We start from the raw sequence: 14,499 nt of genomic DNA on the forward strand, positions 1-14,499 counted from the left end.
TCCCATACCGAACACGGAAGTTAAGCTTCTCAGCGCCGATGGTAGTTGGGGCACGCGCCCCTGTGAGAGTAGGACGTTGCCAGGCACAAGAAAGAGACAATCCACGAGGGTTGTCTTTTTTTGTTTTGGGATCATTTTTTATCCGAAAATGAAAACTGGATTTTATGAAAGACACGGACAGTGGAAAATTGAAGGGTTGAGTCCACAATAGCCCATATAGTGGACTCGGGAACTGGAAAAATGGAAGGCCGTGTCCGTGATAGTGCTTATAGAGGACATGGCCATTTGAAAAAAGGAAGACAAAGTCTACAATAGTGCTTATAGGGGACATGAGCAGTGGAAATAGAAAGGCCGAGTCCTCAGTAGCTCTCAATCTTATTAAGGATGAACTATCTTATCAGTCCATCCCCCACGAAATTTACGTCACCTACTCAATCCTCACCCCATCAAATACTGATAAACCAAAAACGGACCCTTTTGCATCGTAATCCCCAAAAATGTATCAATAAACGGATAATCTCGATTCGGCATCATTTTCGTTAATTCACTCCACCATTCCGTTTCATAACGAGCAATCATACTCAGGTTATACAACAATAAATAATGGATCAGCAGCTCCGGAAAATTAAATAGATTGCTTTTATGAAGCGGCAAGCAATAAGAATCAATCTCTAAATTAAATTTCACTGGTGAAACACCTGAAAGATCCTTTTCCACAGCCGAAAAACTAAGTCCTTCCCCCGAAAACTCAACCCCGTTAGCAACCTTAGAAGCAAAAAACTCCTTAAACCGCCCATCTGTCATGTGAAAGTGATCCAGAACCATCTCAGGAATACTTAGCTGATCACCCTGCTTATGTAATGCTGTAAAAGTTCTCTTCCCATCAATTAAAAAGAATAAATCATCCAGCTCTGGTATAAGCTGTAGTAATTCCTCCATGAAGACTTTTTCCCCTTCCAATTGTTTCACATGAAACATTTTTTCTGACATATAGGGGAAAAGGCCGTTTTTTTGTATCTTCACCTCATCCTGAAAGAATAAATAATTTTGTTTTTTTCTTTTTCGAGTGGAAACTCCATGTGCTAAAACAGCTGTCGTTTCAGGATAGGCAGGATCTATGGTTAAAATGCATGCTTTAATTAAATGAACGAGACCATAAAAAAGAAGAATTGGTTTTAAAATAAGCGGGGATTTTTCAGCCTGTTCATAATATATTTGTCCATGTTCAAGATAATAAAGAAAGGCATAACCGTTTTCGTAACTTTTTTGTTCAGGATTTTCGACTCCACCTTTTTGGTAACATTTTCTTAAAAAAGCTTGGCAGTATTCTGCTGAAAAGAAGCAGGCAAAGCTTTTCCAATCCTTAAATTGAATATCCAAAATACAATCACCTATTTTCAGAAAAATCAAATTAATACTTTCTCCTTGACAGTATTTTGTCCAATTGTTAACCTACAAATAAAATTTTTTGTCCTGGAGGCCGTTAAAATGTGGGAAACTAAGTTTGCAAAAGAAGGTTTAACGTTTGATGATGTGTTGTTGATTCCTGGTAAGTCTGAAGTTCTGCCGAGAGATGTGAATTTACAAGTAGAGTTATCGCCTAATGTAAAGCTTAATATCCCGATTATCAGTGCGGGCATGGATACTGTTACTGAATCAGAAATGGCAATCTCGATTGCCCGACAAGGCGGCTTAGGGATTATCCATAAGAATATGACCATTGAACAGCAGGCTGAGCAGGTTGAAAAGGTAAAAAGATCAGAAAGTGGAGTAATTAGCGATCCATTTTACCTAACCCCGGATCACCAAGTATATGATGCAGAGCATCTAATGGGGAAATATCGAATTTCAGGTGTGCCGATCGTAAATAACATGGATGAGCAAAAACTGATTGGAATTATTACCAACCGTGATTTGCGTTTTATTTCAGATTACTCTTTTAAAATTTCTGACGTGATGACAAAGGAAAATCTTGTTACCGCGCCGGTAGGCACAACCTTGAAGGAAGCAGAAAAAATCCTTCAAAGGCACAAAATTGAAAAGCTTCCGCTAGTCGATGATCAAGGTGTCCTAAAAGGACTAATTACCATTAAAGATATTGAAAAGGTTATTGAGTTCCCTAATTCAGCAAAAGACCGCCAAGGACGTTTATTAGCCGGTGCCGCTGTGGGCGTTACAAGCGATACTATGAAACGTGTTGATAAGCTTGTTAAGGCAAGCGTAGACGTCATTGTTGTCGATACCGCACACGGGCATTCCAAGGGTGTTCTCGATACGGTTAAACAAATTAGAGAAGCGTATCCTGATTTGACCATTATTGCAGGAAATGTCGCCACTGCTGAAGCTACCAAGGACTTAATTGAAGCGGGAGCCGATGTTGTGAAGGTGGGAATTGGCCCAGGATCGATTTGTACCACAAGGGTCGTTGCGGGTGTTGGTGTCCCACAAATTACCGCTGTATATGATTGTGCAACAGAAGCGATGAAGCATGGAAAAACAATTATTGCTGATGGCGGAATTAAATTCTCAGGAGATATTGTTAAGGCGCTCGCAGCCGGCGGTCATGCCGTCATGCTTGGAAGTTTATTAGCAGGGGTATCTGAAAGCCCAGGAGAAACGGAAATCTTCCAAGGACGCCGCTTCAAAGTTTACCGGGGAATGGGTTCCGTTGCCGCGATGGAAAAAGGTTCAAAAGACCGTTATTTCCAAGAGGATAATAAAAAGTTTGTTCCAGAGGGAATAGAAGGACGTATTCCTTATAAAGGACCATTATCTGAAACAATTTACCAGCTGATCGGCGGTCTTCGTTCAGGAATGGGGTACTGTGGAACAAAAGATCTGTATGATTTAAGAACAAAAGCACAGTTTATCAAAATGACAGGTGCAGGCCTGCGAGAAAGCCACCCGCATGATGTACAAATCACAAAAGAGGCACCAAACTATTCACATATATAATTTTTAAACAGAGGGGCTTTGGAAGCCTCTCTGTTTTTTTGAGAAAAAAGTCCTGTTTAGTACAAAAAATGGATATAAGATGGGTCGATGCTCTGTCTATGATTTACAAGGCAGTTATGATAAAATAACCAAGGTGTAATTAAACGTTGGAGGGTTATAAATAGTGAACAAACATGTTTATCAGAAATGCATTGCCAGCCTCTTGGCAATCATGTTGTTTTTCAGCCTATTTGCCGGGGCAAGTTCAGCCAAGGCAGAAGCGGCTTTAAATGTAAATGCAGACGGTGCGATTTTAGTAGATGGAGAAACAGGTAAGGTTTTATATGAGAAGAATGCAGATACTGTACTAGGAATTGCTAGTATGACGAAAATGATGACGGAGTATCTATTACTAGAGTCCGTAAAAAAAGGGAAAGTAAAATGGGATCAAGAATACACTCCAAGTGACCTTGTGTATAAAATCTCCCAGAGAACGGATCTTTCCAATGTTCCATTAAGACCTGATGATAAATATAAAATCCGTGAGTTATATGAGGCGATGGCGATCTACTCTGCAAATGCCGCAACCATTGCGATTGCTGAAAAAATTGGCGGTTCGGAAACGAACTTCGTTAAAATGATGAATGATAAAGCAAAAAAGTTAGGCTTAAAGGATTATAAATTCGTTAATTCCACTGGTTTAAATAATCGTGACTACAATGGCCAGCAGCCGCAAGGAACGGGTGCAGAGGATGAAAACGTAATGTCATCCCGTGCCGTTGCGAAATTAGCATTCCATTTAATTAATGATTTCCCAGAAGTGCTAAAAACAGCAAGTACGCCTAAGAAAACCTTTAGAGAAGGCACAACCGACCAAATTAAGATGGATAACTGGAACTGGATGCTGCCATCTTTAACGTACGGCTATGAAGGTATGGACGGGCTTAAAACGGGTACAACAGATTTCGCCGGATACTGCTTCACTGGAACGGCTAGCCGTGATGGCAAGCGGTTTATCACAGTTGTGCAAAATGCCAAAGATGCCAGCGGCCAAGGCGGCTATAAAGCACGCTTCGACGAAACAAGAAAAATGATGGATTATGCGTTTAGCAACTACACAAAAGAAGAAGTGCTTCCAAAGCATTACCAAGTAAAGGGGCACAAAACAATCCCTGTTGTTAAAGGGAAAAGCGATCAAGTAAAGGTCTATACAAAGTCAGCCATCAACATGGTGATTTTAAATGGTGAAAAGAAAGAGTATAAACCTGTTTTGGTATTAGATAAAAATAAGGTGAATAAAAAAGGTGAATTAACAGCTCCAATTAAAAAGGGCGAAAAGATTGGAACGGTAACGATTCAACCGAAAAATGGCGAGAAGGTCAGCTTCTTAACGGAAGAAGGTCAAAAGAAGGTTCAGGTCGATCTTATTGCGGCCCAGGATGTTGAAAAGGCAAACTGGTTTGTGTTAATGATGAGTGGCATCGGCGGTTTCTTTGGCGATGTATGGCATGGAATTTCTAAAACTGTTAAAGGCTGGTTTTAATTAAAAATAAGCTATTTTAAAAGAGGATTCTTGTCTTGACAGGAATCCTTTTTTGTTGCTTTAATGATTTTATGAGAAAAAGTTTATTCCGACATATTTCGAAGGAATGGTTAAGGAAGCAAAGGCAAAACAATTAGTATAGAACTGGTTGCATTTGGATAATATATGTAGTAAATTAAGAGATACAAATTCATATTGTTTAAAGCAATGAGAGGAACTAGTAGCAGGAATTTAGTTCTAAAGAGAGCCGGTGGCTGGTGTGAACCGGTGGATGAAGCTTGTGAATCCCTCCTCGAGTAAGGTACGGAACGTCTTTTTAGAAAAGGCCAGTAAGTACTTTCGGTACAAAACCGTTAACGTTTTTGAGGTGGACAGTTTCGGCTGTCAACCAGGGTGGTAACGCGGGTAACTCTCGTCCCTGTTTTTGGGGCGGGAGTTTTTTGTTTTTTTATTTTTAAAAAAGGAGTGCAGTTGAATGTTAGATATTAAAGTATTAAGAGCGAATTTTGCCGAGGTAAAAGAAAAGCTGCAAAATCGCGGTGAGGATTTAACGGATTTGGGACGATTTGAAGAGCTTGACTTAAAACGACGTGAACTGATTGTTGAATCTGAAAAATTAAAGAGCCGCCGTAATGAAGTTTCCCAGCAGGTTGCTGCATTAAAACGCGAAAAACAGGATGCTGATCATCTGATTACGGAAATGCGCGAAGTGGGTGACCGCATTAAAACACTTGATGAGGAGCTTAGAGGAGTAGAAGAGACATTAGAACTATTGCTGCTCAGCATCCCCAATATTCCACATGAATCTGTGCCCGTCGGTGAAACAGAAGATGATAATATCGAAATCAGAAAGTGGGGCCAAGTACGTGAGTTTGCATTTGAAGCAAAGCCGCACTGGGATATAGCTGACCAATTAGGGATTCTTGATTTTGAACGGGCAGGAAAAGTAACAGGAAGCCGGTTTGTCTTTTACAAAGGGCTTGGAGCACGTTTAGAGCGTGCCTTAATGAGCTTTATGCTAGATTTGCATGTTGATGAGCATGGGTATACGGAAATCCTGCCGCCGTACATGGTAAACAGAACCAGCATGACGGGCACAGGGCAATTGCCGAAGTTTGAAGAGGATGCGTTTTTAATCGAAAGTGAAGATTATTTCCTCATTCCGACTGCAGAGGTGCCGGTTACTAACTATCACCGTGATGAAATCTTAAGTGGAGAGGACCTGCCAATCCGTTTTGCAGCCTACAGCGCATGTTTCCGCTCTGAGGCAGGGTCAGCTGGACGTGATACCCGTGGGTTGATTCGTCAGCATCAATTCAATAAGGTAGAGCTTGTAAAGTTTGTGAAGCCTGAGGATTCTTATGAGGAGCTTGAAAAGCTGACAAATGATGCAGAAAGAGTGTTGCAGTTTCTGGAGCTTCCATACCGCGTGCTAAGCATGTGCACGGGTGACTTAGGGTTTACTGCAGCGAAAAAGTATGACATCGAGGTTTGGATTCCAAGCTATGGAACTTACCGTGAAATCTCTTCTTGCAGTAATTTTGAAGCCTTCCAGGCGAGACGTGCTAATATTCGCTTCCGCCGCGACCCTAAGGCAAAGCCTGAACATGTTCATACACTTAACGGATCTGGCCTTGCGATTGGCCGCACGGTGGCCGCTATTTTGGAAAACTATCAGCAGGAAGACGGCAGTGTCGTGATTCCAACCGTACTGCGTCCATACATGGGCAACCGCGAGGTCATTAAGCCTTAATGAAAAAATACTGGGCGGATTTAATCCGTCCAGTATTTTTATTTTCAAAGTTGACATGCTAATCATATTATGATAAATTATCTTTTGTTGATACGGAGGAATACCCAAGTCCGGCTGAAGGGATCGGTCTTGAAAACCGACAGGCGGGTTAAACCGCGCGGGGGTTCGAATCCCTCTTCCTCCGCCACAATATACTTACAATCGCGCATAAAACTGGAGATAAAAATTCGTTACATATACATGTAGCGGATTTTTTTTTATTTAGAGAAAATTTAATTGTACGAGAGGCTCCAAATGCCCGAGGAAGCTAAAAAAAGGAGTAACGGTAATTAGGAGAGGCCCCTAATGCCTGAGGAGGTCCTAAAAAAGGAGCGACGGTAAATAGAAGAGGCTCATAATGCCCGAGGTGGCCCCAAAAAAGGAGTAACGGTAATTAGGAGAGGCCCCTAATGCCTGAGGAGGCCCTAAAAAAGGAGCAACGGTAAATAGAAGAGGCTCATAATGCCCGAGGTGGCCCCAAAAAAGGAGCAACGGTAATTAGGAGAGGCCCCTAATGCCTGAGGAGGTCCTAAAAAAGGAGCAAGGGTAATTAGGAAAGTCGCCAAATTCCCAAGGAAGCAAAAAATTATGCCCAACGGTCACTAAGTGACTCACAAAACACTCCGCAAGATGAAAAAACACCAAGCGGCTTATCGGCCAATTGGTGTTTTTGTCATATTTAAAATGTCATTCAATTTTTCCTCAACCTCACGACACACGCGCTCGGCATCGGCTTTACTTTTTACAACATCAGTGTTATCCATATCAATAATCAAAACTTCGCTAGCGGAATATTGATTCATAACCCACTCATCATAATCCTTCCAAACTTCAAAATAGTATTCCTTCAATTCAGGGTTAATTTCAAAGCTGCGGCCGCGGGACATAATCCGATCGATGACTGTATCAAAGGAACCTTTTAAGTAAACCATTAAATCCGGTGCCTTCTTCGGAAGTTCATTTAACTCTTCAAGCATGTTTTCAACGAGCTCTTCATAAATTTTAAATTCTAAGTCCGAGATTCTGCCTAATCTTTTATTTACATAAGCAAAGTACCAATCCTCATAAATTGACCGATCTTGAATGGTGTAAATAGGTTCACGCCAATTAATGCATTCTTTTACCGTTTTAAAGCGTTTATTTAAAAAGAATAACTGCAAGAGGAACGGAATTCTTCGTGCATCTAATTCTTCAGGTGTCAATTCATAGTAAAGTGGAAGAATAGGATTATCATCCACCGTTTCGTAAAATACCTTGCTCTCAATACCTTTATTTTTAAAGTGTGCATTTAACGTATCTGCAACACTTGTCTTTCCAAGACCAATCATACCACCAATAACGATACTCACTAACATCCCCCTGTTTCTATAATGTGTTGGACCAGCTGCTCTCTTTTAACGATAATGCTAGTTTTTCTATAATATGATTTAAATCTGCTTCATTTTTGACAAAATCCAACTCATCGCCGCTAAAGCGGAGAACTGGGATTTCTGGATGTGCCTTTTCAAAGCTTGTAATGGCATTTTCATAGTCGATGGATAGTTGTTCTAAATATAACGGGCTGATATTTTTCTCTACTTCGCGCCCTCTTATTTTTATGCGGCTGAGCAGCGTATCAAGACTTGCATTTAAGTAGATAATGACATTTGGCTTTGGCATATCTTCCGTTAAAATTTGATAAATCTTGTAGTACTTATTGTACTCATCAGGATTCAAAGTCCGAGAAGCAAAAATCAAGTTTTTAAATATATGATAGTCCGCTACAACTGACTTGTTTTGGCTTAAGTAATGGGTATTGATATCCCCTAATTGCTTAAAGCGATTGCAGAGAAAGAACATTTCCGTCTGGAAACTCCATTCCTCAATATTTTCGTAAAATTTCCCAAGGAATGGATTTTCATCCACAATTTCTTTTAATAAAGCAAAATTAAAGTGTTCTGAAATGGCCTTTGCAAGAGATGTCTTACCGACACCAATCGGCCCTTCAACGGTAATAAAGGGTGTATCCCCCATTGCAAGTCCTCCTTCTCCAACTGCCTGCACTCTCTATGATTATCCAGGATGAACCTGATAATTTATATTACTTTTGTCATATGTGAATCTAAGACACAAAGAATATTTTATCATAATCTGTCGCAGGAAGGGATATGGAAAATTAAGAAGTTAGTCGTTTCGTGTCAATAATATGAAAAAACTGCCGAATGACGGCAGTTAAAGTCAAAATTATTTTTAAGTTCCACGTTTTGTAACATTGAAATTATCGACGATCAACAGCCAATTTTGCGGGAAGGCCAAACCCAGCTTCCAATAACTCATCCCTCTTAAATTCATTTGCTTGATGAGGTTAAACTTTGCTTGGATGGAACGGGCATCCTCGAACCAAACCTCATGCTTTTTTCCACTTCTATCGATATAGTTAAAATGAGGGGCCTGAGCCTTTGTATCATATTGAATTGGGACATTATGCTCGGCGGCAAGCTGGATGGACTGCTGGGGGCTGACTGCTCTGGCAACGGAGCCTTGAACAAAAGGCAGTGTCCAGTCATAACCATATAGATTTTGCCCCATCAGAATTTTATTTGAGGGGATTTCGGTTACAGCATAATCCAACACTTTTTTAACCTGATCAATTGGTGACACTGCCATCGCAGGGCCGCCGCTATAGCCCCATTCATAGGTCATAATGACGACAAAATCTGATATTTGTCCATGTGCTTTGTAATCATGCCCTTCGTACCACTTTCCTTTCTGCGTTGCACTCGTTTTTGGAGCAAGAGCGGTGGACATGAGCCAGCCTTCTCGACTGAATCTTTGCTTTGCTTTTCTTAAAAAGTTGTTATACGCCTCGCGGTCTGCAGGACGCAAAAACTCAAAATCAAAGTGAATATCACGGAAGCCGTATTTTTTAGCTGTTGTGACAATATTATTAAGGAATTTATCTTGAATCGCCATGTCTGTTAATAAAATACGCCCTAACTCATCGCTGAATTGATCATTTTCCTGGTTATTAATAACCATCATTAAGACGTTGCGGTTGGCCCTTGCGATGGCAGGGAAATCGTTTAATAACGGCTCTTTTAAGGTACCATCACGACGGGCTTGAAAGCTAAACGGTGCTAAATAGGTGATATAGGGTGCCGCTTCACGGGCACTTTGCTCGAGAATGGGGGCAACCGTATTGCCGCGCGGTTCAACGTATGCGTTAAACTCGGCATTTCTTTTTCTTCCAGGGGGAATATATAGACGGTATCCAACAGTGAGAGGCTGGTTAATTTGAATTCGATTGACTGTCGCAAGCTGCTGCGCTGTAACACCATATCTTCGGGCTATAGTGGTTAAAGATTCACCAGGCTGCACAAAATGAAAATGACCCACAATCGGTATAACAATGGATTGACCAATGACTAAATTATTTGGGTTGGGTAAATCATTTGCTTCAATTATATCTTGAACCGTTGTATGGTAGGTCCTCGCAATTGTCGTTAATGATTGATTACTTTGGACAACATGAATTTGCATTCATATTCCTCCCAACATATATGCGCTAGAACTATTTTATGAGAGCATGTGCCGATAAATGTTATAATGTAGATAAATAAATAGTAGGACGGTTTATTTATGGCAATAGATGAAACACTAGATGAATTTTATATGATGGAAGCGATGAAGGAAGCCAAAAAGGCCGAAGAGCTCGATGAGGTGCCGATAGGTGCGGTAATTGTGTTGGACGGTAAGATCATTGCGAGGGCTCATAATTTGCGCGAAAGTGAACAAAAATCAATCGCCCATGCCGAACTGCTTGCCATTGATCAAGCCTGCAAGGAATTAGGAACATGGCGGCTTGAAGATACGACTTTATATGTGACCTTAGAGCCTTGTCCCATGTGTTCAGGGGCAATTATCTTATCAAGAGTAAAAAGAGTTGTATACGGTGCGGCGGACCCTAAGGGCGGCTGTGCGGGCACCTTGATGAATCTGCTCGAGGATGAACGCTTCAATCACCAGAGTGAGGTCGCAAAAGGAGTATTGGAAGCGGAGTGCGGTCAATTGCTTTCTAATTTTTTTCGAAAAATTAGAGAGAGAAAAAAGCAGGAGAAACAGCGAAGAAATGAGAGTTCGTTAAAAGATTTACAGTAATTTACAAACGATAAAGATTGATTTTTTTTGAGATTGTTTGTATACTAAAAAAGCGTCACATACGACGCCTAAATATTTGGTATCAACTTTGCCGTGCTAGGTGGGGAGGCAGCGGTGCCCTGTACCCGCAATCCGCTCTAGCGGGACTGAATCCCTTCTCTGAGGCTCGCGACCTGTAGGGTCTGCCTTAAGTAAGTGGTGTTGACGCCTGGGTCCTGCGCAATGGGAATCCATGAACCATGTCAGGTCCGGAAGGAAGCAGCATTAAGTGGACGCTCCCATGTGCCGCAGGGGTGCCTGGGCCGAGCTAACTGCTTAAGTAACGCTTATGGGCGCCAGTCGAAGGAAGGTGCACGGCAGTTTATTTTACATAATTAAACTCATCCTAGATCAAGGATGAGTTTTTTTGTTATTCTTTTTGTAAAAAGGAAATTGAATACGTTATAATAGATGGGATGAAAATTTTTGAAGGGGGCGATGTCGCATGTCTTATCAAGCATTATATCGTGTTTGGCGTCCACAGAAATTTATTGATGTAGTAGGCCAAGAACATGTAACAACGACATTGCAAAATGCCCTGCTTCAACAAAAGATTACCCATGCCTATCTTTTTTCTGGACCAAGAGGAACGGGTAAAACAAGTGCAGCTAAAATATTAGCGAAGGCAATCAATTGTGAGCATGCTCCGGTTTCAGAGCCATGCAATGAATGTGCGGCTTGCCGCGGGATTACAAATGGGACAATTTCAGATGTGCTTGAATTTGACGCTGCCTCCAACTCCAGAGTTGAAGAGATGCGTGATGTTCTTGATAAGGTGAAGTTTGCTCCGACTGCTGTGAACTATAAAGTCTATATTATCGATGAAGTGCATATGTTATCGATTAGTGCCTTTAATGCTCTATTGAAAACGTTAGAGGAACCACCGAAGCATGTAATCTTTATTTTGGCGACAACAGAACCTCATAAAATTCCATTAACGATTATCTCAAGGTGTCAACGCTTTGATTTTAGGAGGATTACCGCAGGTTCTATCGTCAACCGGATGAAGCTGATTGTCGATGAAACAGGTGTTAATTGTGATGAGCGCGCCTTGCAAATGATTGCAAGAGCGGCTGAAGGCGGTATGCGTGACGCCTTAAGTTTATTGGATCAAGCGATTTCCTACAGTCATGACCGTGTCACGATAGAGGATGCCTTAACGGTAACAGGTTCAGTATCTCAAGGATTTTTAAATAAATTAGCTGCGGCATTCCGGGATAAAGACGTTGCCAGCGGTTTAGAGGCGTTAGATGAGCTCTTGTTTCACGGAAAAGACCCGGCACGTTTTATTGAAGATATGATATTGTTTTATCGCGATATGCTTCTTTATAAAACAGCGCCAAAGCTTGAGGAATCTCTGGAAAGAGTTATGCTGGATGAAGAATTTCGCGAAATGGCTGAAGCGATTCCGACTGTGGAAATCTATCGGCTCATTGATCTCCTTAATAAAACACAGCAAGAGATGCGCTGGACAAACCATCCAAGGATTTTCTTAGAAGTGGCGATCGTAAAACTATGTCAAATGGAAACAGCACATAGTATGCAATCTGAGGCGGCACCAGCAAATGTCGACCATTTGATGTCGAGAATTGAGCAACTTGAAAATGAATTGAGGCAATTAAAGGAAAATGGTGTGGCGGTTTCTGCACATGAACCAGCACCAGCACCGCAAAAGACTGCCCAGAGGAGTTCAAGAAAAGGATTCCAACCGCCTGTTGGTAAGATTAATGAGGTGTTAAAGCAGGCAACCAAAAATGATTTAAATCAAATCAAGAGTAAATGGGGCGAAATGCGGGCCAATTTAATCAAATCACATGCGGCCTTACTTAATGAAGCAGAGCCAGTCGCAGCTTCGACTGATGCTTTAATAATAAAATTTAAACATGAAATGATTTGTCAAATGGCAATGGATAGAAGGGATTTCCTCGACGGAATTACCGCGGCCTTAAATAAATTCACCGGTAAAAGGCTTTTAATCTTAGGAGTACCCGAGGAACACTGGATGTCGATCCGGGAAAGCTTCCTGAGCACACAACAGCATGGTGAAGAGGAAGAAAGCAGCGGAACGGTACATGAGGAAGAACCTCATATTGCAGAGGCTAAAAAATTATTTGGCGAAGAGTTTGTTGAAATAATTGACTAAAAAATGGAGGTAATTGAAAATGATGCGTGGCGGAATGGGTAATATGCAAAATATGATGAAGCAAATGCAAAAAATGCAAAAGCAAATGGCTGAGGCTCAAGAAAAATTAGGGCAGGAGAAAATCGAAGGAACTGCTGGCGGCGGTATGGTTACTGTTGTGGTAACTGGACATAAAGAAGTAGTCGATGTTCAAATTAAACCGGAGGCAGTTGATCCAGATGACGTGGAAATGCTGCAGGATCTAGTCCTAGCTGCTGTAAACGATGCTCTAAAAAAGGCAGAAGAATTAACAAACAATACAATGGGACAATTTACAAAAGGAATGAATTTGCCGTTTTAATAAAAATATATAGCCAAAGTGCGTAGGTACTCATGCACTTTGGCTTTTTTTAAGAGAGGAACATTAATATGCACTATCCTGAACCGATATCGAAGCTGATTGACAGCTTTATGAAACTGCCGGGCATCGGTCCAAAAACAGCCGCCCGCTTGGCTTTTTACGTTTTAAGTATGAAAGAAGACACCGTGCTTGATTTTGCCAAGGCATTGGTGAATGCGAAACGAAATCTTACTTATTGTTCGATATGCGGCCACATCACCGATCAAGATCCATGTTACATTTGTGAAGATCAACGCCGGGATAAAGGCATAATATGTGTAGTCCAAGATCCCAAAGATGTGATCGCCATGGAAAAAATGAAGGAATTTAACGGATTATACCATGTATTACATGGTGCGATTTCGCCGATGGATGGAATTGGGCCAGAGGATATTAATATCCCGGATTTGTTAAAACGATTGCAGGATGAAACTGTGCAAGAGGTCATCTTAGCAACAAATCCAAATATCGAAGGCGAAGCAACAGCGATGTATATTTCCCGATTGTTAAAACCGTCAGGCATTAAAACAACGAGAATAGCTCACGGTCTTCCGGTTGGCGGCGATCTTGAGTACGCTGATGAAGTAACCTTATCCAAAGCATTAGAGGGCCGGCGGGAATTATAGGGCTCCTACTAAAAGAGACCGGAGGATTGGATTATGTTTTTTCGGCGTAAAGGCTGGCTTCGAAAAGAATATGATGAAAAGCTGCTGATCCAGTTGAACAAGTATAAGGAACATTGGCAGCAGGAAAAAATGCTGCTTGAAAAAAGCTTTGACCCATCTGATGAAGTGATTTGTCAAACAAAGATTGCAGAAGCGAAATATATCTTCCTTTTAAGAGAAGCAAAAGAACGGAATGTTACGTTAATGAGGTAAGATCTGCCGGGGTGCCAATTAAGGACCCCGGCTTTTCCTTGTTCCTAAGGTCTATTTTTTTGAGCTTGTACATATGTTTTATAAAGGACCTAAGAAGGGGGATCACTTTTTGGAACCAATTGTCGTCATTTCCATTTTAGGCGGGCTCGTTATTTTGTTATTATTTTCGGGGGCTCCCTTTAAGCCAGCTCGTTTTGTGGGCCAAGCTGCTATAAAGTTGCTAATCGGGGCGTTGTTTCTGTTCTTCCTAAATGTTGCCGGTAATCATTACGGCATCCATGTACCAATCAACTTCGCCACTTCTGCAGTCTCAGGCTTTTTGGGCATCCCGGGCTTATTAGCATTAGTAGCTATACAGCATTGGATTATCTAACAGTTGTAAGCCGCTGAAAACAACAGCGGTTTTCCTTTGAAAAAATATGAAAAAAAGTGTTGACCAACTAAAGGATATGCTGTAATATAGTAAAAGTCGTCACCGAGACGACAACAACTAATAAAAAAAGTTATTGACTTTGAGTTGGTTGTTTGGTAAGATAATAAAGTCGCTTTTGAGCGATAAAGAAATTGATCTTTGAAAACTAAACAAACAAAAACGTCAACAAACAATAATATTCGTTTCATTTGAAACGAAGCCAACGTTTTATTTTATGAGCT

General features: G+C 41.1%; 13 protein-coding genes, 1 tRNA gene, 1 rRNA gene, 1 other RNA gene and 1 other annotated feature. Of the genes, 12 read left to right on the forward strand and 4 right to left on the reverse strand.

Annotated features, from left to right (window positions below):
• Positions 1–85, forward strand: a 5S ribosomal RNA gene (gene rrf, locus PH210_RS29435); the annotation flags it as partial.
• A gap of 353 nt (positions 86–438) precedes the next feature.
• Here rrf and PH210_RS29440 read toward each other — a convergent pair.
• On the reverse strand, positions 439–1,380 hold the full coding sequence (locus PH210_RS29440; RefSeq protein ID WP_289990268.1) for a YaaC family protein: 942 nt from the start codon (positions 1,378–1,380) through the stop codon (positions 439–441).
• A 108-nt stretch (positions 1,381–1,488) separates the two neighbouring features.
• Here PH210_RS29440 and guaB point away from each other — a divergent pair, with 108 nt between their 5' ends.
• The 4 genes from guaB to PH210_RS29460 all read left to right on the forward strand — a co-directional run bounded on the left by guaB (position 1,489) and on the right by PH210_RS29460 (position 6,417).
• Positions 1,489–2,955 carry an IMP dehydrogenase gene (gene guaB, locus PH210_RS29445; protein WP_289990270.1) on the forward strand — a complete coding sequence of 489 codons (1,467 nt, stop codon included), beginning with the start codon at positions 1,489–1,491 and terminating at the stop codon, positions 2,953–2,955.
• A gap of 211 nt (positions 2,956–3,166) precedes the next feature.
• Positions 3,167–4,477 (forward strand): serine hydrolase, encoded by a 1,311-nt coding sequence (locus PH210_RS29450; RefSeq protein WP_289990290.1) that lies wholly within the window; start codon positions 3,167–3,169, stop codon positions 4,475–4,477.
• Positions 4,478–4,675: 198 nt separating this feature from the next.
• Positions 4,676–4,900: a binding site (T-box leader), on the forward strand.
• Between the two features lie 52 nt (positions 4,901–4,952).
• Complete coding sequence (gene serS, locus PH210_RS29455) at positions 4,953–6,230, forward strand: serine--tRNA ligase (RefSeq protein ID WP_289990272.1); 1,278 nt, start codon at positions 4,953–4,955, stop codon at positions 6,228–6,230.
• Positions 6,231–6,324: 94 nt separating this feature from the next.
• Positions 6,325–6,417, forward strand: a tRNA-Ser gene (locus PH210_RS29460).
• Between the two features lie 502 nt (positions 6,418–6,919).
• On the opposite strand, the gene PH210_RS29465 is transcribed toward PH210_RS29460, so the two are convergent.
• The 3 genes from PH210_RS29465 to PH210_RS29475 form a co-directional block, all read right to left on the reverse strand.
• Entirely contained in the window at positions 6,920–7,618 is a 699-nt protein-coding gene (locus PH210_RS29465) for a deoxynucleoside kinase (RefSeq protein ID WP_440446444.1), read from the reverse strand.
• 16 nt (positions 7,619–7,634) lie between these two features.
• Positions 7,635–8,282: a deoxynucleoside kinase gene (locus tag PH210_RS29470; RefSeq protein WP_289990276.1), complete on the reverse strand. Its 648-nt coding sequence runs from the start codon at positions 8,280–8,282 to the stop codon at positions 7,635–7,637.
• A gap of 216 nt (positions 8,283–8,498) precedes the next feature.
• Complete coding sequence (locus PH210_RS29475; protein ID WP_289990278.1) at positions 8,499–9,788, reverse strand: glycosyl hydrolase family 18 protein; 1,290 nt, start codon at positions 9,786–9,788, stop codon at positions 8,499–8,501.
• 99 nt (positions 9,789–9,887) lie between these two features.
• On the opposite strand from PH210_RS29475, the gene tadA reads away from it, so the two are divergent.
• The 7 genes from tadA (at position 9,888) to PH210_RS29510 (ending at position 14,218) form a co-directional block, all read left to right on the forward strand.
• Complete coding sequence (tadA, locus tag PH210_RS29480) at positions 9,888–10,406, forward strand: tRNA adenosine(34) deaminase TadA (RefSeq protein WP_483312157.1); 519 nt, start codon at positions 9,888–9,890, stop codon at positions 10,404–10,406.
• A 91-nt stretch (positions 10,407–10,497) separates the two neighbouring features.
• Positions 10,498–10,763: signal recognition particle sRNA large type (ffs, locus tag PH210_RS29485), an RNA gene on the forward strand.
• A 127-nt stretch (positions 10,764–10,890) separates the two neighbouring features.
• On the forward strand, positions 10,891–12,588 hold the full coding sequence (gene dnaX / locus PH210_RS29490) for a DNA polymerase III subunit gamma/tau (RefSeq protein ID WP_289990280.1): 1,698 nt from the start codon (positions 10,891–10,893) through the stop codon (positions 12,586–12,588).
• A gap of 19 nt (positions 12,589–12,607) precedes the next feature.
• Positions 12,608–12,928: a YbaB/EbfC family nucleoid-associated protein gene (locus PH210_RS29495; protein ID WP_223596728.1), complete on the forward strand. Its 321-nt coding sequence runs from the start codon at positions 12,608–12,610 to the stop codon at positions 12,926–12,928.
• Between the two features lie 68 nt (positions 12,929–12,996).
• Positions 12,997–13,593 carry a recombination mediator RecR gene (gene recR / locus PH210_RS29500; protein ID WP_223596730.1) on the forward strand — a complete coding sequence of 199 codons (597 nt, stop codon included), beginning with the start codon at positions 12,997–12,999 and terminating at the stop codon, positions 13,591–13,593.
• A 33-nt stretch (positions 13,594–13,626) separates the two neighbouring features.
• Positions 13,627–13,845, forward strand: a complete 219-nt coding sequence (locus PH210_RS29505; protein WP_289990286.1) for a YaaL family protein — start codon at positions 13,627–13,629, stop codon at positions 13,843–13,845.
• Positions 13,846–13,954: 109 nt separating this feature from the next.
• Positions 13,955–14,218 carry a pro-sigmaK processing inhibitor BofA family protein gene (locus PH210_RS29510; protein WP_289990288.1) on the forward strand — a complete coding sequence of 88 codons (264 nt, stop codon included), beginning with the start codon at positions 13,955–13,957 and terminating at the stop codon, positions 14,216–14,218.
• Positions 14,219–14,499: the final 281 nt, after the last annotated feature.

The organism is Paenibacillus sp. BSR1-1, from assembly GCF_030403775.1.
Lineage (GTDB): Bacteria > Bacillota > Bacilli > Bacillales > Cytobacillaceae > Neobacillus.

What these genes read in the sequence shown, in the direction of transcription:
- guaB (WP_289990270.1), top strand. Translation starts at nt 1,489, where the DNA reads ATGTGGGAAACTAAGTTTGCAAAAGAAGGTTTAACGTTTGATGATGTG.
- PH210_RS29450 (WP_289990290.1), top strand. Translation starts at nt 3,167, where the DNA reads ATGTTGTTTTTCAGCCTATTTGCCGGGGCAAGTTCAGCCAAGGCAGAA.
- serS (WP_289990272.1), top strand. Translation starts at nt 4,953, where the DNA reads ATGTTAGATATTAAAGTATTAAGAGCGAATTTTGCCGAGGTAAAAGAA.
- PH210_RS29470 (WP_289990276.1), bottom strand. Translation starts at nt 8,282, where the DNA reads ATGGGGGATACACCCTTTATTACCGTTGAAGGGCCGATTGGTGTCGGT.
- PH210_RS29475 (WP_289990278.1), bottom strand. Translation starts at nt 9,788, where the DNA reads ATGCAAATTCATGTTGTCCAAAGTAATCAATCATTAACGACAATTGCG.
- tadA (WP_483312157.1), top strand. Translation starts at nt 9,888, where the DNA reads ATGGCAATAGATGAAACACTAGATGAATTTTATATGATGGAAGCGATG.
- dnaX (WP_289990280.1), top strand. Translation starts at nt 10,891, where the DNA reads ATGTCTTATCAAGCATTATATCGTGTTTGGCGTCCACAGAAATTTATT.
- PH210_RS29495 (WP_223596728.1), top strand. Translation starts at nt 12,608, where the DNA reads ATGATGCGTGGCGGAATGGGTAATATGCAAAATATGATGAAGCAAATG.
- recR (WP_223596730.1), top strand. Translation starts at nt 12,997, where the DNA reads ATGCACTATCCTGAACCGATATCGAAGCTGATTGACAGCTTTATGAAA.
- PH210_RS29505 (WP_289990286.1), top strand. Translation starts at nt 13,627, where the DNA reads ATGTTTTTTCGGCGTAAAGGCTGGCTTCGAAAAGAATATGATGAAAAG.